The organism is Citrobacter koseri ATCC BAA-895, assembly GCF_000018045.1.
GTDB lineage: Bacteria > Pseudomonadota > Gammaproteobacteria > Enterobacterales > Enterobacteriaceae > Citrobacter_B > Citrobacter_B koseri.
The window spans coordinates 1,630,812-1,648,788 of record NC_009792.1 but is presented as its reverse complement, the minus strand read 5'-3'; the positions used below and the strand labels follow the sequence as shown (position 1 = coordinate 1,648,788).

The window sequence follows — 17,977 nt, the reverse complement described above, 5'->3', positions numbered from 1 at the left end:
GCAATTTCAGCGGTTTTTAACAGGCGGATTCTGCCTGTAATTCTGCTGGGCGTGTAAGAAAAAAATGTGATACAACAAACAGAGCAACACGCAAACGATTAAATTCACAATACAGACCGCAGGAAAGGGTCACTATAATGATTCCACAGATTTCTCAGGCACCTGGCGTCGTTCAGCTGGTGCTCAATTTTTTGCAGGCGCTGGAGCAGCAAGGGTTTACCGGCGATACGGCAACGAATTACGCCGATCGTCTGACAATGTCGACAGATAACAGTATCTATCAGCTTCTTCCTGATGCTGTGGTTTTCCCGCGTTCAACGGCGGATGTGGCGCTTATCGCCCGTCTGGCGGCAGAGTCGCGCTTCGCCTCATTGATTTTTACCCCGCGCGGCGGCGGCACCGGCACCAATGGTCAGGCGCTGAACCAGGGCATTATCGTTGATATGTCCCGCTATATGAGCCGCATTATTGAAATTAACCCGGAAGAGGGCTGGGTGCGGGTCGAAGCCGGGGTGATCAAAGATCAACTCAATCAGTATCTGAAGCCGTATGGCTATTTCTTTGCCCCGGAGCTTTCGACCAGCAACCGTGCGACCCTCGGGGGGATGATCAATACCGATGCGTCCGGTCAGGGGTCGTTAGTTTACGGTAAGACATCCGATCATGTGCTGGGCGTTCGCGCGGTATTGCTGGGTGGCGATATTCTGGATACCCAGGCAATGCCGGTCGAACTTGCGGAAACGCTCGGTAAAAGCAACACCGCGATCGGTCGCATCTATAACACCGTATACCAGCGTTGTCGGGAAAACCGACAGCTGATTATTGATAAGTTTCCCAGACTCAACCGCTTCTTAACGGGCTACGACTTACGCCATGTCTTTAACGATGAGATGACGGAGTTCGACTTAACGCGCGTGCTGACCGGTTCTGAAGGCACGCTGGCGTTTATCACGGAAGCGCGTCTGGATATTACTCCGCTGCCTAAAGTTCGCCGTCTGGTGAACGTCAAATATGACTCTTTTGATTCCGCGTTGCGTAACGCGCCCTTTATGGTCGAAGCGCGGGCGCTCTCGGTGGAAACCGTCGATTCTAAAGTGCTTAATCTGGCGCGGGAGGACATCGTCTGGCACTCCGTCAGTGAGCTGATTACCGATGTGCCTGATAAAGAGATGCTGGGCCTGAACATCGTCGAGTTCGCCGGGGATGACGAAGCGGCTATTGATGCTCAGGTGAGCGCCTTGTGCCAGCGTCTGGATGAGCTGATTGCTCGCCAGGAAGCCGGAGTGATCGGCTGGCAGCTGTGCGCGGAGCTGGCGGGCGTGGAGCGTATCTATGCCATGCGGAAAAAAGCGGTTGGTCTGTTGGGTAATGCCAAAGGCGCGGCCAAACCGATTCCGTTTGCGGAAGATACCTGCGTGCCGCCGGAACATCTGGCCGACTATATTGCTGAATTCCGCGCGCTGCTCGACGGTCATGGCTTAAGTTATGGCATGTTCGGGCATGTTGATGCCGGGGTGCTGCACGTCAGACCCGCGCTGGATATGTGCGATCCGCAACAGGAAATTCTGATGAAGAGTCTTTCCGATGATGTGGTGGCGCTCACCGCGAAATATGGCGGTCTGCTGTGGGGCGAGCACGGCAAAGGTTTTCGCGCTGAATATAGCCCGGCGTTTTTTGGCGAGCAGCTTTATGGCGAACTACGCAAAGTGAAGGCGGCGTTCGACCCGCAAAACCGCCTGAACCCCGGAAAAATTTGTCCGCCGGAAGGCATTGATGCGCCGATGATGAAGGTCGATGCGGTGAAACGCGGTACTTACGATCGGCAGATTCCACTGGCGGTGCGTCAGGTCTGGCGCGGGGCGATGGAGTGTAACGGCAATGGCCTGTGCTTCAACTTTGACGCCAAAAGCCCGATGTGCCCGTCAATGAAAATCAGCCTGAATCGCATTCACTCTCCCAAAGGGCGCGCGACGCTGGTGCGTGAATGGTTACGCCTGCTGGCCGACCGTGGGGTTGATCCGCTACAGCTGGAAAAAGAGCTGCCGGAAAAACGCGCCAGTCTTCGGACGTTAATTGCCCGTACCCGCAACAGCTGGCACGCTCGTAAAGGCGAATATGATTTCTCCCATGAGGTGAAGGAGGCGATGTCGGGTTGCCTGGCGTGCAAAGCCTGCTCGACACAATGTCCGATTAAAATAGACGTGCCGGAGTTCCGCTCACGCTTCCTGGCGCTTTATCACACGCGCTACCTGCGTCCGCTGCGCGATCATATGGTGGCGACGGTCGAAAGCTATGCGCCATTAATGGCGCGGGCGCCGAAAACCTTTAACTTCTTTCTCAATCAGCCGTTGGTGCGAAACCTCGCGAAGAAACATATCGGCATGGTGGATTTACCGCTACTTTCGACGCCGTCGCTGCAACAGCAAATGATCGGGCACCGTTCCGCCAATATGACGCTGGAACAGCTTGAACTCCTGAGCCAGGAGCAAAAAGAGCGTATGGTGCTGGTGGTGCAGGACCCGTTTACCAGTTACTACGATGCGCAGGTGGTGGCGGATTTTATCCGGCTGGTGGAAAAGCTCGGCATTCAGCCTGTATTGCTGCCGTTCTCGCCAAATGGCAAGGCCCAGCACATTAAAGGGTTCCTTAACCGATTTGCGAAGACGGCGAAGAAAACGGCCGAATTTCTCAATCGGGTGGCGCAGTTGCGTATCCCGATGGTCGGTGTCGACCCGGCGCTGGTGCTTTGCTATCGTGATGAATACAAACAAACCCTCGGCGAACAGCGTGGTGATTTCCACGTACAGCTGGTGAATGAGTGGCTGCCGACGGTGCTGGCGTCCCGACAGCCTCTTGCCGTGAGCGGTGAGCCCTGGTATTTCTTTGGGCATTGTACCGAAGTGACGGCATTGCCTGGTGCACCGGCGCAGTGGGCGGCCATTTTTGCGCGCTTAGGGGCGAAGCTGGAGAGCGTCAGCGTAGGCTGCTGCGGCATGGCGGGTACTTACGGCCATGAAGTGAAAAATCATGAAAATTCGCTGGGGATCTATGCGCTGTCGTGGCAACAGGCGATGGCGCGACTGCCGCGCAATCGCTGCCTGGCGACCGGCTACTCTTGCCGCAGCCAGGTAAAACGCGTTGAAGGCACCGGGGTTCGCCATCCGTTACAGGCACTACTGGAGATTATTGGATGATCTGGAAACGTAAAGTCACGCTCGAAGCGCTGAACGCTCTGGGCGAAGGGAACATGGTGGGGCTACTGGATATTCGCTTTGAGCATATTAGCGACGATACGCTGGAAGCAACGATGCCGGTGGATAGCCGTACAAAGCAACCTTTTGGTCTGCTACACGGCGGCGCGTCCGTTGTGCTGGCTGAAAGTATCGGCTCGGTTGCGGGCTATCTGTGCACGCAGGGCGAACAGAAAGTCGTGGGGCTGGAGGTTAATGCCAACCACGTTCGCTCAGCGCGCGAAGGGCGCGTCAGAGGGGTGTGCAAAGCGCTGCATACCGGCTCTCGTCATCAGGTCTGGCAGATCGATATTTTTGATGAGCAGGGGCGGCTGTGCTGTTCTTCACGTCTGACAACCGCCGTTGTGTGACGTTGTCACAAAATATCTTTATCGCAGACTGCTTTTGGTCAAAATGTGTGCAGAAAAAAGTGTTATACTGTGCACGTTTTGAACATAAGCGAGGATGATATGTCTACCGATTTAGACCCAACCCAACTGGCAATTGAATTTTTACGCCGTGATAAAACCGAGCTTTCTCCAGCCCAGTATTTGAAGCGCTTAAAACAATTAGAGCTGGAATTTGCCGATTTACTCACGCTCTCTTCCTCTGAGCTAAAAGAAGAGATTTACTTTGCCTGGCGTCTGGGCGTTCATTGATTCCGCACTGTTTTATCGCTCGGTGAATTAACACCAACAGAAAACCCCGACACGCTCTGCCGGGGTTATTTTTTTGGCTATGAGCGGCGGTTTACCACTTCATTTCACCGGTATTCACTTTCGCGCTCAGCGTCAGGGAACTTTCGTCAGCGAGGCCAGGCCAGGCGGCGGTCATCGTTTTGATGACATACTCTGACCCTTTTTTAGCCTCAAGCGCTTGCTCAAAGGATTGCAGATAATCCTGCGTGAAGCGTATAGCGGCGTCGCCTGCTGGACGTTCACCGATATAGTGACCCGGAATCACCTGGGTCGGCTGCAAACTGTGCATCTCTGTCAACACATGACGCCAGGCCGCACGCTGCTCAGGAGACTGGGTATCCGCCGTCCAGACATGGATACCGGATGCGATTCCCGTTCCGCCAAGTATTGCGCGGTTAGCCGGGACCCAGACGTAAGCGGCGTAATCGTTCGGGTGGCGCAGTTCCAGCGTTTCCCCATCAATCGTAAATTGTGTCTCGGTGGTTGCCTGCGGGATGGTGAGCGCCGCTGGCGCGCCATCTTTCATTTGCGGGCCCCAGTATTGCAGTTTGGCGTCTTTCGTTGCGCGAATGTGTTCCACCACATGCGGCGTCGCCAGAACTTTCACGTTCGGGAAGGCTTTTACAATCGGTTCCAGACCAAAATAGAAATCTGGATCGCCGGAGGTAATCACGATGGCTTTCAGCGATTTGCCGCTCTTTTTAATCATCTCGACCAGCTTTTCCCCGTCTTTGGTACTGAACTGCGCGTCGAATAAAATGGCTTCTTTAGGGCCAGAGACCAGCGTGGAAGAGACCGGGAAAATCGCGTTTTCCTGCGGATTATAAACGTCGAGTTGCAGCGGGGCGGCGAACAATGGCGCGCTAGTCAGCGACAGCAGAAGTGCCAGCGTTTTGATTTTCATTCTGAGTGACCTTATCGGCAGATGATGTTGATTTATTTACGTGGCTTATTTTAAGCAAATCTCGATCTGTTAAAATTCCTCTATCAGGACATGCTGAGTTTCATAAAACGATCGGATGGAAGGTTATGGACAGAGTGATGGCGGCAACGGTGTTTAACCATATCTGTGATTTGGGTAGCCTGAGCGCGGCTGCGCGCGCATTAGGGATCTCCAGGCCGATGGTGAGCCGTTATCTGGATGAAATGGAGAAATGGGCCGGAGCCAGACTTATTCATCGTTCGTCGCGCCGCCTGACGATCACGCCTGCCGGAGAAGACGCGTTGATGAAAACGCGAACGCTGGCGCGGCTTTCCCTGGATATTGCGGGGGCGACCGGGCGAGAGGTGCCGTCCGGCACGTTGCGCGTCGCCTGCGCCCATTTCACCGCGATGCATATTCTTGCCCCGATGCTGCCCGCTTTTTTAGCGCGTTATCCTGAATTGCGCATTGAAGTGGAGATTAATAATCAGCCTGTCAGTTTAGTGGGGGAGCGTATTGATGTGGCGATACGCATTACCGATAACCCTGAGCCAGGGACAATTGCGCGTCGGCTTGGTGACTGTGAGTCTGTGCTCTGCGCGTCTCCTGACTATCTGCATCGCTATGGCACGCCGCAGACGCCGGAGGCGCTGGCGCAACACAATTGCCTCTATTACAGCGGATTTGCTGGAAAATCCTGGCATTTTCTGGATGAGCAGGGAGAACCTATCTCCGTTGCGATCAAGGGCAACCTGAGCGCCGGAATCTCTTCACTTTTGTGTGAAGCGGCGCTGGCAGGGATGGGGATTGCGCTGGTGCCGGAAAAAGAGGCGCGAGAGGGGCTGGCGCAGGAGAAACTGGTTCGTTTGTTGCCCCATCTACAACCGCGGCAATTAGCCGTATACGGGTTATACCTTTCCCGTGAGCATCAGCCCGCCGCGCTACGCCTGTTTCTTGAGGCGGTGCAGGGCGCGATGCGCGACGGAGAGGCCTGTTCCTGACGCAGCATAAGGCGTATAAAAATTGTGCAGAAAGCAAGATCTGTTAAATACGCGATGCAAACTTATGAGAATATTCTTACACCCCTTCAAGAGCTAAGCCTGAAATGAGTGCCGGAGATAAGCGCCGGGTGGGGCAACGAACGATCGGTGTTATTCATACAATACCGATCGTTCGTTGTTAATTACTCCGTTCTTTCCGTTCTTTCTTTTTCACGTTAGTGGATTTGCTAATCCGACGGCTGTTTGAGCTATTGTTTAGCACCGTCATCGTCCGCTTTTGACCCCCATTTTTATTGATAACCCTATCTCAAAAATAGGCATTTTCGATACATATTTAATTTTTTAACCTGCCGCGCTGTTTACTCTTCTTAAATGCTTTATCTATCAATGTATTGAATAAAATAATCCATCACTGATAACCCTCGAAACAGGGTCTATGCTTAGTAAAAGTGGTCAAAAAGGGCGGTTAACCCGAATGACCCTTCTGTCAGAGGGTTGAAGTGATAATCATTATCACTAACATGGTGTTATGCCCTGGTGGCTTATTACACGAGGTGGACCTATGGAATTGCATTCAGGAACATTTAATCCAGACGATTTTGCATGGCGTGGCCTGACGCTAACGCCTGAGGCGGCGGCACATATTCGTGACCTGGTTGCGAAGCAACCCGGCATGCTTGGCGTGCGTTTAGGCGTGAAGCAGACGGGGTGCGCGGGATTTGGTTACGTGCTGGATACCGTCAGCGAGCCAGAAAAGGACGATCTGTTGTTTGAAACGGAGGGCGCGAGGTTGTACGTGCCGCTTCAGGCCATGCCGTTTATTGACGGGACAGAGGTCGATTATGTGCGCGAAGGATTAAACCAGTTATTTAAATTTCATAACCCGAAAGCCCAGAACGAATGCGGCTGTGGCGAAAGCTTCGGGGTATAGGCGGTACTATGTCTCGTAATACTGAAGCAACTGACGATGTCAAAACCTGGACCGGTGGTCCACTGAATTATAAAGAAGGCTTCTTCACCCAGTTACAGACTGACGAGCTGGCAAAAGGCATCAGCGAAGAGGTCGTGCGTGCGATTTCCGCCAAGAGAAATGAGCCGGAGTGGATGCTGGAGTTTCGCCTTAATGCGTACAAAGCCTGGCTTGAGATGGAAGAGCCGCACTGGCTGAAAGCGCACTACGATAAGCTGAATTATCAGGATTACAGTTATTACTCTGCGCCATCGTGCGGTAACTGCGATGAGACGTGCGCGTCAGAACCGGGTGCAGTACAGCAAACCGGTGCGAATGCGTTTCTCAGCAAAGAGGTGGAAGACGCCTTCGAACAGCTTGGCGTACCGGTACGTGAGGGTAAAGAGGTGGCGGTGGATGCCATTTTCGACTCCGTTTCCGTTGCCACCACCTACCGGGAAAAGCTGGCGGAACAGGGCATTATCTTCTGTTCGTTTGGCGAGGCGATTCACGATCACCCTGAGCTGGTGAAGAAATATCTGGGCACCGTGGTGCCGGGTAATGACAACTTTTTTGCTGCGCTGAACGCTGCGGTAGCGTCTGACGGCACTTTCATTTATGTGCCGAAAGGCGTTCGTTGCCCGATGGAGCTGTCGACCTATTTCCGAATCAACGCGGAAAAAACAGGGCAGTTCGAACGCACCATTCTGGTGGCGGATGAGGGCAGCTACGTCAGCTACATCGAAGGGTGTTCTGCGCCAGTGCGCGACAGCTACCAGCTGCACGCGGCGGTGGTAGAGGTGATCATCCACAAAGATGCCGAAGTAAAATATTCCACCGTGCAAAACTGGTTCCCCGGCGATAACAACACCGGCGGGATTCTGAATTTCGTCACCAAGCGCGCGCTGTGCGAAGGTGAAAACAGCAAGATGTCGTGGACGCAGTCCGAAACGGGGTCGGCTATCACCTGGAAATACCCGAGCTGCATTCTGCGCGGCGATAACTCCATCGGTGAGTTTTACTCTGTGGCGCTGACCAGCGGTCATCAGCAGGCCGACACCGGCACCAAAATGATCCACATCGGTAAGAACACCAAATCAACCATTATTTCAAAAGGGATCTCCGCCGGGAATAGCCAGAACAGCTATCGCGGGCTGGTGAAGATTATGCCGACGGCAACCAACGCCCGTAACTTTACCCAGTGCGACTCAATGCTGATTGGCGCGGACTGCGGCGCGCACACCTTCCCGTATGTCGAGTGTCGTAATAACAGCGCCCAGCTTGAGCATGAGGCGACGACGTCGCGGATCGGTGAAGATCAGCTCTTTTACTGCCTGCAACGCGGCATCAGCGAAGAGGATGCCATCTCGATGATTGTTAATGGCTTCTGTAAAGACGTCTTCTCTGAACTGCCGCTGGAATTTGCCGTTGAAGCGCAAAAATTGCTGGCAATCAGCCTTGAACACAGCGTCGGTTAAGTATTAAGGAAAGCACATGTTAAGCATTAAAGATTTACAGGTCAGTGTGGAAGATAAAGCGATTCTGCGCGGTCTGGACCTCGACGTCAGACCCGGAGAAGTGCATGCCATTATGGGGCCGAACGGTTCCGGGAAGAGTACGCTTTCCGCGACGCTGGCGGGCCGTGAAGATTATGAAGTGGTTGGCGGCTCTGTCGAATTTAAAGGCAAAGATTTACTGGAACTGTCGCCAGAGGATCGGGCGGGCGAAGGCATCTTTATGGCGTTCCAGTATCCGGTAGAAATTCCTGGCGTCAGCAACCAGTTTTTCCTGCAAACAGCGCTGAATGCCGTGCGCAGCTATCGTGGTCAGGAGTCGCTGGATCGTTTTGATTTTCAGGATCTGATGGAAGAGAAAATCGCGCTTTTGAAGATGCCGGAAGATTTGCTGACCCGTTCGGTGAACGTGGGCTTCTCCGGCGGTGAGAAGAAACGTAACGATATTCTGCAAATGGCGGTGCTGGAGCCGGAACTGTGCATCCTTGATGAGTCTGACTCCGGGCTGGATATTGATGCGCTGAAAATTGTCGCGGAAGGCGTCAACTCGCTGCGTGACGGTAAACGTTCATTCATTATCGTGACGCACTATCAGCGCATTCTGGACTACATCAAACCTGATTACGTCCACGTCCTGTATCAGGGGCGGATTGTGAAGTCCGGCGATTTCACTCTGGTCAAACAACTGGAGGAGCAAGGATATGGCTGGCTTACCGAACAGCAGTAACGCGCTGCAACAATGGCACCATCTGTTTGAGGCGCAGGGCGAATCCCGCTCGGCGCACGCGCAGCAGCATTTACAACAGATGCTGCGCCTGGGGCTGCCGACGCGTAAGCATGAAAACTGGAAATACACGCCGCTGGAAGGGTTGGTCAGTAGCCAGTTTGTCAGCCGTTTTGCCGAGGTTACTCAGGAACAGCGCGACGCACTGGCGCTGGATATCGACGCTGTGCGTCTGGTGTTTGTTGACGGCAAGTTCAGCCCGCAGCTTAGCGACAGCGCTACAGCCAGCGGTTTCGACATTGCGATCAACGACGAACGTCAGGCACTGGGCGCACCGGTTCAGCCGGAGGTTTTCCTGCATCTGACGGAAAGCCTGGCGCAGAGCGTGACGCACATCAGAGTTAAGCGCAACCAGCGGCCCTCTAAGCCGTTGCTGCTGATGCATATCACGCAGGGGCTGGAAGGCGATGAGGTCAACACTGCGCACTACCGCCACCACCTGGAACTGGCGGAAGGAGCAGAGGCGACGGTGATAGAACACTATGTCAGCCTTAACGCGGCACGGCACTTTACCGGAGCGCGTCTGACCATGAACGTGGCGGCGAATGCGCATCTGCACCACATCAAACTGGCGTTTGAAAACCCGGTGAGCCACCACTTTGCCCATAACGACATTCTGCTGGCGGCGGATGCAAGCGCGCACAGCCACAGTTTCCTGTTGGGCGATGCCGTGCTGCGACATAACACCAGCACCCAGTTAAACGGTGAAAACACCACGCTGCGGATTAACAGCCTGGCGATGCCGGTGAAAAACGAAGTGTGTGATACCCGTACGTGGCTGGAGCACAATAAGGGTTACTGCAACAGCCGTCAGTTGCATAAAACCATTGTCAGCGATAAAGGTCGGGCGGTATTCAATGGCTTGATCAACGTGGCGCAGCACGCCATTAAAACCGACGGACAAATGACCAATAACAATCTGCTGCTCGGTAAACTTGCCGAGGTGGACACCAAACCGCAGCTGGAGATTTACGCCGATGACGTGAAATGCAGCCACGGGGCGACGGTAGGACGGATTGATGACGAGCAGATGTTCTACCTGCGTTCACGCGGGATTGGAGAGCAGGATGCCAGACAGATGATTCTCTACGCGTTTGCCGCTGAGTTGACGGAAGCCCTCGGCGATGACGCGCTTAAACAACAGGTGCTGGCGCGAATAGGGCTTCGCCTGCCGGGAGGCATAGCATGACATTTCCCATCGAAAAAGTGCGGGCTGATTTTCCCGTCCTGACGCGTGAAGTCAACGGGCTGCCGCTGGCGTATCTGGATAGCGCGGCCAGTGCGCAAAAGCCCAACCAGGTGATTGACGCTGAGGCGGAGTTTTACCGTCATGGCTATGCGGCGGTGCACCGGGGCATCCATACGCTGAGCGCACAGGCCACCGAGAAGATGGAAAATGTGCGTAAACAGGCATCGCTGTTCATTAACGCCCGTTCAGCGGAAGAGCTGGTGTTCGTGCGCGGGACGACAGAGGGCATCAACCTTGTTGCCAACAGCTGGGGGCCGGAGAATGTTCGGGCTGGCGATAACATCATCATCAGCGAGATGGAGCACCACGCCAATATCGTCCCCTGGCAGATGTTGTGCGCGCGTACAGGGGCGGAACTGCGCGTCATTCCGCTCAATACAGACGGCACGTTGCAGCTGGATACGCTCCCGTCGCTGTTTGATGAGCGTACCCGACTGCTGGCTATCGCGCATGTGTCGAACGTGCTGGGAACGGAAAACCCGCTTCCTGAAATGATCGCGCTGGCGCATCAGTATGGCGCGAAAGTGCTGGTCGATGGCGCGCAGGCGGTAATGCACCATGCGGTGGATGTTCAGGCGCTGGATTGTGATTTTTATGTTTTCTCCGGGCATAAGCTGTATGGCCCCACCGGTATCGGCGTGCTGTATGTCCGGGAGGAACTGCTTCAGGATATGCCGCCGTGGGAAGGCGGCGGTTCGATGATTGCGACCGTTAGTCTGACGGAAGGGACGACCTGGACCAAAGCGCCCTGGCGTTTTGAGGCGGGGACGCCGAACACGGGCGGAATTATCGGCCTTGGTGCCGCCATTGAATACGTTTGCGCGTTAGGGCTGGCGGAAATCAGCGAATATGAACAAAACCTGATGCACTATGCGCTGGAACAGCTGGCGGACGTGCCGGAGTTGACGCTATATGGCCCGGCTAACCGGCTGGGGGTCATCGCCTTTAATCTGGGCAAACACCACGCCTATGACGTGGGCAGCTTCCTCGACAATTACGGTATCGCCGTGCGAACCGGCCATCACTGCGCAATGCCGCTGATGACGTATTACAACGTTCCCGCCATGTGCCGGGCGTCGATAGCAATGTATAACACCCATGAAGAAGTGGATCGTCTGGCAACCGGGCTAAAACGTATTCATCGCTTACTGGGATAACAGGGAGACGCTATGGCTGCGCTACCAGATAAAGAAAGATTGCTGCGTAATTTTCAGCGTTGCGCCAATTGGGAAGAAAAGTATCTGTACATTATTGAACTGGGGCAGCGTCTGGCGGAATTAAATGAGCAGGATCGTCACTCGGAAAATAGTATTCAGGGATGTCAGAGTCAGGTATGGATTGTTATGCGTCAGAACGCTGACGGCGTTATTGAATTGCAGGGCGACAGCGATGCAGCAATAGTAAAAGGGTTAATTGCCATCGTCTTCATTTTGTATCATCAGATGACGCCACAGGATATTGTGAATTTTGATGTGCGGCCGTGGTTTGAAAAAATGGCGCTGACGCAACATCTCACGCCCTCCCGTTCACAAGGACTGGAAGCAATGATTCGCGCGATCCGCGCCAGAGCCGCAACTCTTAGCTAAACTGAAAAGACGTAGAACGCCAGATGGCGTACAGCTCTACGTGACTCGTCGGCCGGATAAGGCATTTAACCGCCATCCGGCAAAACGCCAGGGGGGTGGATATGAAACGTGCGTCTCTCATTGCAGTTACACTTTTCGGCGCTTACAGCGCATTTCAGGCGGCCTGGGCAGTGGATTACCCCTTGCCGCCAGCAAACAGTCGCCTTGTCGGGCAGAATCAAACCTATACCGTGCAAGCGGGGGATAAAAACTTACAGGCGATTGCCCGGCGTTTTGATACTGCCGCAATGTTGATCCTGGAGGCAAATAATACCATCGCGCCGGTCCCTAAACCGGGGACGCCGATTATCATTCCATCTCAACTGTTATTACCCGATGCGCCGCGTGAAGGCATTATTGTGAACCTGGCGGAGTTACGACTCTATTATTTCCCGCCGGGTGAAAATAGTGTTCAGGTTTACCCTATCGGTATTGGTTTAGAGGGGCTGGAAACGCCGGTGATGGCGACGCGCGTCGGGCAAAAAATCCCGAATCCGACCTGGACGCCGACGGCAGGTATCCGCAAACGCTCGCTTGAACGCGGCATTACGCTGCCGCCGGTGGTGCCCGCCGGGCCAAATAATCCGTTAGGACGCTTCGCCCTGCGCCTGGCATACGGCAACGGTGAGTATCTCATTCACGGCACCAATGCCCCGGACAGCGTCGGGTTACGCGTCAGTTCCGGCTGTATTCGGATGAACGCGCCGGACATTAAGGCGCTATTTGCACAGGTCAGAACGGGAACGCCGGTACGGGTGATTAACGAACCGGTGAAATTCGCCGTGGAACCAAATGGAATGCGCTACGTTGAAGTACACCGCCCGCTGTCGCCTGAAGAGGAGCAAAACGTACAGACGATGCCGTATGTGTTGCCAGCAGGCTTTACGCAGTTTAAGGCGACTCAGGAGGTGGATGAACGTCTGGTGGAAAACGCGCTGTATCGCCGGGCGGGATATCCGGTTGCCGTTACATCAGGGCAGGCGCCGGTAGCTTCTGGTCGCTCAGTGGTGGAGTCCGCGCAAAACAGCCAACCCGGGAGCGGCGCTGAAACCCAGGCAACGCAGTAGCAGAGAAGGGAAAACACAGGCAAAAAAAATGGCGCACAATGTGCGCCATTTTTATTACACAGGTACTATTACTTACGGTATTTAGTAGCCTGGTTGTCCAGACGCTGGTTAGCGCGAGCTGCGTCGTCTTTAGCAGCCTGAACGTCGGAACGCATTGCGTTCACGTCGTTGCTCAGCTGGTCAACTTTAGCGTTCAGAGTCTGAACGTCAGAAGACAGCTGATCGATTTTAGCGTTGCTGGAGCAACCAGCCAGCAGAGTAGAACCCAGGATTACCGCGCCCAGTACCAGTTTAGTACGATTCATTATTAATACCCTCTAGATTGAGTTAATCTCCATGTAGCGTTACAAGTATTACACAAACTTTTTTAGGTTGAGAATATTTTTTTGACGGGAATGCACTTATTTTTGATCGTTCGCTCAAAGAAGCATCGAATTGAGCTAAAATGGCTAAAAAACCGAGTGAAAACAGAATCCTTCCATCGGATTCGTCTTAGATAATCTGCGATTAGATAGTGAAATCCGATTTGATTTTTTATTAAGAGTGGCTATCGATTAAATAAAAAAAGCGCCGCGAGGGCGCTTTTTATTCAGAAAATTAATTCACACAGGAATTATTACAGGACGTGAACAGATGCGGTGTTGGTCGTGCCGCTCGGTACCAGCGCGCCGGAAACCATGACCACAACGTCGCCTTTCTGGCCCAGACCGCTCTGTAGAGCGACTTCTTTACCCAGACGGTAGAAGTCGTCAGTAGAGTTAATTTCTTTCACCAGCTGCGGCACAATGCCTTTGCTCAGCACCAGCTGACGCGCGGTCACTTCGTTGGTGGTCAGCGCCAGGATGGTAGCGTCCGGGAAGTATTTACGCACTGCGCGAGCAGATTTACCGCCCTGAGTTGCAACGACAATGACCGGCGCTTCCAGTTTTTCGGCAGTTTCAACCGCGCCGCGGCACACTGCTTCGGTGATGCGCAGTTTACGGCTGTCGTTATTGAAATCCAGACGGCTGGTCATTACGCGGTCAGTACGCTCGCAGATGGTCGCCATGATGGTGACGGCTTCCAGCGGGTATTTTCCTTTTGCGGATTCGCCGGACAGCATCACTGCGTCGGTGCCGTCGAGGATGGCGTTCGCCACGTCGCCAGCTTCTGCGCGGGTCGGACGCGGGTTCTTGATCATGGAATCCAGCATCTGGGTCGCGGTGATAACGACTTTACGTGCGCGGATACATTTTTCGATGATCATCTTCTGCGCGAAGATAACTTCTTCAACCGGGATCTCAACGCCCATGTCGCCACGAGCAACCATGATGCCGTCAGACGCTTCGAGGATCTCATCGAAGTTGTTCAGGCCTTCCTGGTTTTCGATCTTGGAGATGATCTGGATGTTCTCGCCGCCGTGCGCTTTCAGGTGCTCACGGATTTCAACAACGTCAGAACGCTTACGGATAAAGGACGCGGCAACAAAGTCAACGCCTTGTTCGCAGCCGAAGATCAGATCCTGTTTGTCTTTTTCAGCCAGTGCTGGCAGCGCGATGGAAACGCCCGGCAGGTTAACGCCTTTGTTTTCGCCCAGGTCGCCGTTGTTCAGCACTTTACAGATAACCTTGTTACCTTCGATCGCGGTGACTTCCATGCCGATCAGACCATCGTCAACCAGTACGGTGTTGCCTACGGACAGGTCAGAAGTGAAACCTTCATAAGTGACGGCAACCATTTCGCTGTTGCCGATAACGGATTTGTCCGTTGTGAAAGTGAAGGTCTGGCCCGCTTTCAGGGAGACGTCATTACCACCTTCCAGCTTAATGGTACGGATTTCCGGGCCTTTGGTATCGAGCAGGATTGCGGCTTTTTTACCGGTTTTGCTCATTACGTTGCGCAAATTCTTGATGCGCTGACCGTGTTCTGCATAGTCACCGTGAGAGAAGTTCAGACGCATAACGTTCATGCCTGCGTCCAGCATTTTGGTTAACATCTCTTCAGATTCGGTTTTCGGACCGATGGTGCAAACAATTTTCGTCTTTTTCATGACAGTCTTAGTCTTTAAGTTGAGAAGGATATGGAAATCTGGCTTCAGGGGCGCACGGCCTTGAAGCTAAACCTGTGTTGCGAAAGTGGTGTTGCCTCGCTCTAAGGATAGGTGACATCGAAAGAGCGTGCAGAGGAATGTGTGCTCGTGTTTCAGCCCAACGGGATGGCGTGTTTTTTAGTCGTTGAGTTTTGCAGTCCAATGCGCTGAAACCATTCAAGAGACAATTGGCGCGCATTATACGCTGAAATTTACACAAAAGGAAAATGAAAACAGCGTTTCAAAAAACATCTGTGCAGATTCACAACAAATTGTTATTAAAGCGTTAATTATGATCCTTGCGTTGTGCCGCCCGGGAAAGGGCGGCGTTGCGCAACTACCCGGCGAGCGCCTGAGCTAAATCGTCCTGCAAATCCTGAACATCTTCAATGCCCACTGACAGGCGAATCAATTGCGGAGTGATGCCATTCGCCAGACGCTGCTCAAGCGGAATAGAGGCGTGAGTCATGGTAAACGGCTGGCTGACGAGGCTTTCAACACCGCCCAGGCTTTCCGCCAGGGTGAATAATTTCAGCCGCGTGATAACGTCAGTGGCGCGCTGGTCATCGCCTTTTATGACGATGGAGATCATCCCGCCGAACTGTGACATCTGCTGGCGCGCAAGAGCGTGCTGAGGATGCGACGCCAGCCCCGGATACCAGACATGTTCTACCGCCGGATGTTTTTCCAGCCATTGCGCCAGCGTCAGCGCATTGCCGCTGTGCCGCTCAATTCGCAAGGCCAGCGTGCGAATACCGCGTAATGTCAGAAAACTGCTAAATGGGTCCAGTACGCCGCCGACGGCGTTTTGCAGATAACCCAGCTGTTGTGCGAGCGCCGGGTTGTCCCCGACGACCGCCAGTCCGGCGACGACGTCTGAATGGCCGTTCAGGTATTTCGTCGCGGAATGCACCACGATATCGAACCCCAGATCAAGAGGACGATGGATCAACGGCGAAGCGAAGGTGTTATCGGCCACGCTGATAAGCTGGTGGCGACGCGCGATATCGGCAATGGCCGCCAGATCGGCCAGTTTTAGTAACGGATTTGTCGGCGTTTCTACCCAGATCATGCGGGTATCAGGACGAATCGCGGCTTCAATACCGGCCAGATCGTCAGGTTTTACCCAGCTAACCTGTAGTCCGGCGCTGCGACGGCGCACATTTTCAATCAGTCGATAGGTGCCGCCATAGACATCGTCAATCGCCACCAGATGGCTGTCTTTATCGAGAAGTTCAAGCACGGTAGCGATGCCCGCCAGACCGGACGCGAAGGCATAACCTTGCGTACCGCCTTCCAGCTCGGCAATGGCGGTTTCCAGCGCATGGCGCGTTGGGTTGCCGCTGCGTGAATATTCATATCCGGTATGCTGACCCGGCGCGGGTTGCGCAAACGTCGATGTCGCATAAATCGGCGGCATAACGGCGCCGTGCGCGTCAGAAAAGGTTCCGCTATGGACGCTAAGTGTGGAATACGATTTCATGAGAGTTCCTTATTTATCCAGGCGGTTGCGCCAGTGGGTGAGCACATCGCTACGGGTGACCAGACCGAGGAACTGGTCGTTGTCGACAATCACAGCCACCTGGCCGCGATCAAAAATAGGTTTCAGCGCGCTTTCCGGTTCGCGTTTATCAAGCCGGACTACCTCGCGCGTCATCGCTTCTTTTACCGGGAGGGAAAAACGCGGGTTATCGCCCTGAATATGCGTAATCAGGTCCCATTCGTCGATAATGCCGATAAGCTGATCCTCCTGAAGAACCGGCAACTGCGAAATATCGTACAGGCGCATACGCGCCAGCACGGTCGCCAGCGTATCGTCCGGCGCGGCGGTTACGGTTGCCCCTTCGTCATGACGTAAGGCGATGAAGTCGCTCAGATCGCCAGCCTGTGGTCGGGTGATGAGCCCTTGCTGGCGCATCCAGTCATCGTTAAACATTTTCGAGAGATACTTATTGCCGCTATCGCAGGCGAAGGTCGCCACGCGCTTTGGCTGCGTCTGTGCCTGGCAGTAGCGCAGGGCGGCGGCGAGCAGCGTACCGGTCGATGAACCGGCAAGGATGCCTTCGGTTCTGAGCAACTCGCGCGCCGTGGCGAAGGCTTCTTTATCGCTGATGCGAAAGGCCTGTGAAACGGATTCGATGTGGGCGAGCGGCGGAATAAAATCCTCGCCAATCCCTTCAACCAGCCAGGAACCGGCGGTGCCGAATGTGCCTGTCTCGACCTGATCGGCAAGGATTGAACCGGCGGGGTCGGCCAGCACGAACTCCGTGTGCGGGGAGTGTTCGCGAAACCATGCCTGTAAACCGCCCAGCGTGCCGCCGGAACCGACGCCGACCACGATGGCGTCAATGCGGCCATCCATCTGGGCAAACAATTCGGGGGCGGTGGTGGAAGCATGCGCCAGCGGGTTCGCGGCGTTGTTGAACTGATCAATATAAAAGGCGCCGGGCGTCTCCTGCGCCAGACGGCGTGCGTAATCCTGATAATAGGCCGGATGACCTTTGTTGACGTCTGAGCGGGTTAATACCACCTGTGCGCCAAGCGCGCGCAAATGGAAGATCTTCTCACGGCTCATTTTGTCCGGCACGACCAGCGTCAGGGCATAACCTTTTTGCGCGGCGATCAGCGCCAGACCCAGCCCGGTGTTGCCCGCCGTCGCTTCAATAATCGTGCCGCCGGGCTTTAGCAGCCCCTGTCTTTCCGCTTCATTGATCATAGAAAGTGCGACGCGATCTTTAATCGAACCGCCCGGATTCTGGTTCTCCAGTTTCAAAAAGAGTTCGCTTACGCCGCTATTCAGCTTATGCAACTGAAGCAGCGGCGTATTGCCAATCAGTTCCGTTACGGAGTGAAACGTTGTCATGGTGAAT

17 protein-coding genes are annotated in these 17,977 nt (G+C 54.2%); 11 read left to right on the top strand and 6 right to left on the bottom strand.

Going from position 1 to position 17,977, the window contains the following annotated elements; all coding sequences use genetic code 11:
- Positions 1–137 precede the first annotated feature (137 nt).
- The 3 genes from ydiJ to CKO_RS07335 all read left to right on the top strand — a co-directional run bounded on the left by ydiJ (position 138) and on the right by CKO_RS07335 (position 3,889).
- Positions 138–3,194: a D-2-hydroxyglutarate dehydrogenase YdiJ gene (gene ydiJ, locus CKO_RS07345; RefSeq protein WP_012132591.1), complete on the top strand. Its 3,057-nt coding sequence runs from the start codon at positions 138–140 to the stop codon at positions 3,192–3,194.
- A complete protein-coding gene (gene menI, locus CKO_RS07340; protein WP_012132590.1) occupies positions 3,191–3,601 on the top strand; it encodes a 1,4-dihydroxy-2-naphthoyl-CoA hydrolase in 411 nt (136 codons plus the stop codon). The genes ydiJ and menI overlap by 4 nt, the downstream gene beginning before the upstream one ends.
- Before the next feature lie 99 nt (positions 3,602–3,700).
- Positions 3,701–3,889 (top strand): YdiH family protein, encoded by a 189-nt coding sequence (locus CKO_RS07335; RefSeq protein ID WP_024130379.1) that lies wholly within the window; start codon positions 3,701–3,703, stop codon positions 3,887–3,889.
- Between the two features lie 91 nt (positions 3,890–3,980).
- Here CKO_RS07335 and CKO_RS07330 read toward each other — a convergent pair whose 3' ends face one another.
- A complete protein-coding gene (locus CKO_RS07330; protein WP_012132588.1) occupies positions 3,981–4,832 on the bottom strand; it encodes a Vmh family MBL fold metallo-hydrolase in 852 nt (283 codons plus the stop codon).
- 125 nt (positions 4,833–4,957) lie between these two features.
- Between CKO_RS07330 and CKO_RS07325 the strand changes: the two genes are divergently transcribed.
- From CKO_RS07325 to ldtE, 8 genes are all read left to right on the top strand, one after another.
- Positions 4,958–5,851: a LysR family transcriptional regulator gene (locus CKO_RS07325; RefSeq protein ID WP_012132587.1), complete on the top strand. Its 894-nt coding sequence runs from the start codon at positions 4,958–4,960 to the stop codon at positions 5,849–5,851.
- 562 nt (positions 5,852–6,413) lie between these two features.
- Positions 6,414–6,782, top strand: coding sequence for a Fe-S cluster assembly scaffold SufA (gene sufA, locus CKO_RS07320; protein WP_012132586.1), 369 nt, complete (start codon positions 6,414–6,416; stop codon positions 6,780–6,782).
- Between the two features lie 8 nt (positions 6,783–6,790).
- Positions 6,791–8,278: a Fe-S cluster assembly protein SufB gene (gene sufB, locus CKO_RS07315; protein WP_012132585.1), complete on the top strand. Its 1,488-nt coding sequence runs from the start codon at positions 6,791–6,793 to the stop codon at positions 8,276–8,278.
- A gap of 16 nt (positions 8,279–8,294) precedes the next feature.
- On the top strand, positions 8,295–9,041 hold the full coding sequence (sufC, locus tag CKO_RS07310; RefSeq protein WP_012132584.1) for a Fe-S cluster assembly ATPase SufC: 747 nt from the start codon (positions 8,295–8,297) through the stop codon (positions 9,039–9,041).
- Complete coding sequence (gene sufD / locus CKO_RS07305) at positions 9,016–10,287, top strand: Fe-S cluster assembly protein SufD (RefSeq protein ID WP_012132583.1); 1,272 nt, start codon at positions 9,016–9,018, stop codon at positions 10,285–10,287. Before sufC ends, sufD begins: the two co-directional genes overlap by 26 nt.
- Positions 10,284–11,504: a cysteine desulfurase SufS gene (gene sufS / locus CKO_RS07300; protein WP_012132582.1), complete on the top strand. Its 1,221-nt coding sequence runs from the start codon at positions 10,284–10,286 to the stop codon at positions 11,502–11,504. The genes sufD and sufS overlap by 4 nt, the downstream gene beginning before the upstream one ends.
- A gap of 12 nt (positions 11,505–11,516) precedes the next feature.
- The gene (sufE, locus tag CKO_RS07295) at positions 11,517–11,933 is read left to right on the top strand and encodes a cysteine desulfuration protein SufE (RefSeq protein WP_012132581.1); all 417 of its coding nucleotides are present in this window, start codon (positions 11,517–11,519) and stop codon (positions 11,931–11,933) included.
- A 101-nt stretch (positions 11,934–12,034) separates the two neighbouring features.
- Positions 12,035–13,039, top strand: coding sequence for a L,D-transpeptidase LdtE (gene ldtE, locus CKO_RS07290; RefSeq protein ID WP_012132580.1), 1,005 nt, complete (start codon positions 12,035–12,037; stop codon positions 13,037–13,039).
- A gap of 68 nt (positions 13,040–13,107) precedes the next feature.
- Here the strand turns inward: ldtE and lpp are convergent, their stop codons facing one another.
- The 5 genes from lpp to CKO_RS07265 all read right to left on the bottom strand — a co-directional run bounded on the left by lpp (position 13,108) and on the right by CKO_RS07265 (position 17,970).
- Positions 13,108–13,344 carry a murein lipoprotein Lpp gene (gene lpp, locus CKO_RS07285; RefSeq protein ID WP_001082307.1) on the bottom strand — a complete coding sequence of 79 codons (237 nt, stop codon included), beginning with the start codon at positions 13,342–13,344 and terminating at the stop codon, positions 13,108–13,110.
- A 311-nt stretch (positions 13,345–13,655) separates the two neighbouring features.
- Positions 13,656–15,068: a pyruvate kinase PykF gene (gene pykF, locus CKO_RS07280; RefSeq protein ID WP_012132579.1), complete on the bottom strand. Its 1,413-nt coding sequence runs from the start codon at positions 15,066–15,068 to the stop codon at positions 13,656–13,658.
- 7 nt (positions 15,069–15,075) lie between these two features.
- On the bottom strand, positions 15,076–15,270 hold the full coding sequence (gene ynhH / locus CKO_RS23600) for a protein YnhH (RefSeq protein ID WP_244264181.1): 195 nt from the start codon (positions 15,268–15,270) through the stop codon (positions 15,076–15,078).
- A gap of 174 nt (positions 15,271–15,444) precedes the next feature.
- Entirely contained in the window at positions 15,445–16,590 is a 1,146-nt protein-coding gene (locus tag CKO_RS07270) for a trans-sulfuration enzyme family protein (RefSeq protein WP_012132577.1), read from the bottom strand.
- 9 nt (positions 16,591–16,599) lie between these two features.
- Complete coding sequence (locus CKO_RS07265) at positions 16,600–17,970, bottom strand: pyridoxal-phosphate dependent enzyme (protein WP_012132576.1); 1,371 nt, start codon at positions 17,968–17,970, stop codon at positions 16,600–16,602.
- Positions 17,971–17,977: the final 7 nt, after the last annotated feature.

Excerpts from the sequence above, each read along its gene's own strand:
- sufD (WP_012132583.1), top strand. The coding sequence starts at position 9,016 with ATGGCTGGCTTACCGAACAGCAGTAACGCGCTGCAACAATGGCACCAT.
- sufB (WP_012132585.1), top strand. The coding sequence starts at position 6,791 with ATGTCTCGTAATACTGAAGCAACTGACGATGTCAAAACCTGGACCGGT.
- lpp (WP_001082307.1), bottom strand. The coding sequence starts at position 13,344 with ATGAATCGTACTAAACTGGTACTGGGCGCGGTAATCCTGGGTTCTACT.
- pykF (WP_012132579.1), bottom strand. The coding sequence starts at position 15,068 with ATGAAAAAGACGAAAATTGTTTGCACCATCGGTCCGAAAACCGAATCT.
- menI (WP_012132590.1), top strand. The coding sequence starts at position 3,191 with ATGATCTGGAAACGTAAAGTCACGCTCGAAGCGCTGAACGCTCTGGGC.
- CKO_RS07270 (WP_012132577.1), bottom strand. The coding sequence starts at position 16,590 with ATGAAATCGTATTCCACACTTAGCGTCCATAGCGGAACCTTTTCTGAC.
- CKO_RS07335 (WP_024130379.1), top strand. The coding sequence starts at position 3,701 with ATGTCTACCGATTTAGACCCAACCCAACTGGCAATTGAATTTTTACGC.
- sufS (WP_012132582.1), top strand. The coding sequence starts at position 10,284 with ATGACATTTCCCATCGAAAAAGTGCGGGCTGATTTTCCCGTCCTGACG.
- CKO_RS07265 (WP_012132576.1), bottom strand. The coding sequence starts at position 17,970 with ATGACAACGTTTCACTCCGTAACGGAACTGATTGGCAATACGCCGCTG.
- sufE (WP_012132581.1), top strand. The coding sequence starts at position 11,517 with ATGGCTGCGCTACCAGATAAAGAAAGATTGCTGCGTAATTTTCAGCGT.
- CKO_RS07330 (WP_012132588.1), bottom strand. The coding sequence starts at position 4,832 with ATGAAAATCAAAACGCTGGCACTTCTGCTGTCGCTGACTAGCGCGCCA.
- ldtE (WP_012132580.1), top strand. The coding sequence starts at position 12,035 with ATGAAACGTGCGTCTCTCATTGCAGTTACACTTTTCGGCGCTTACAGC.
- sufA (WP_012132586.1), top strand. The coding sequence starts at position 6,414 with ATGGAATTGCATTCAGGAACATTTAATCCAGACGATTTTGCATGGCGT.
- ydiJ (WP_012132591.1), top strand. The coding sequence starts at position 138 with ATGATTCCACAGATTTCTCAGGCACCTGGCGTCGTTCAGCTGGTGCTC.
- CKO_RS07325 (WP_012132587.1), top strand. The coding sequence starts at position 4,958 with ATGGACAGAGTGATGGCGGCAACGGTGTTTAACCATATCTGTGATTTG.
- sufC (WP_012132584.1), top strand. The coding sequence starts at position 8,295 with ATGTTAAGCATTAAAGATTTACAGGTCAGTGTGGAAGATAAAGCGATT.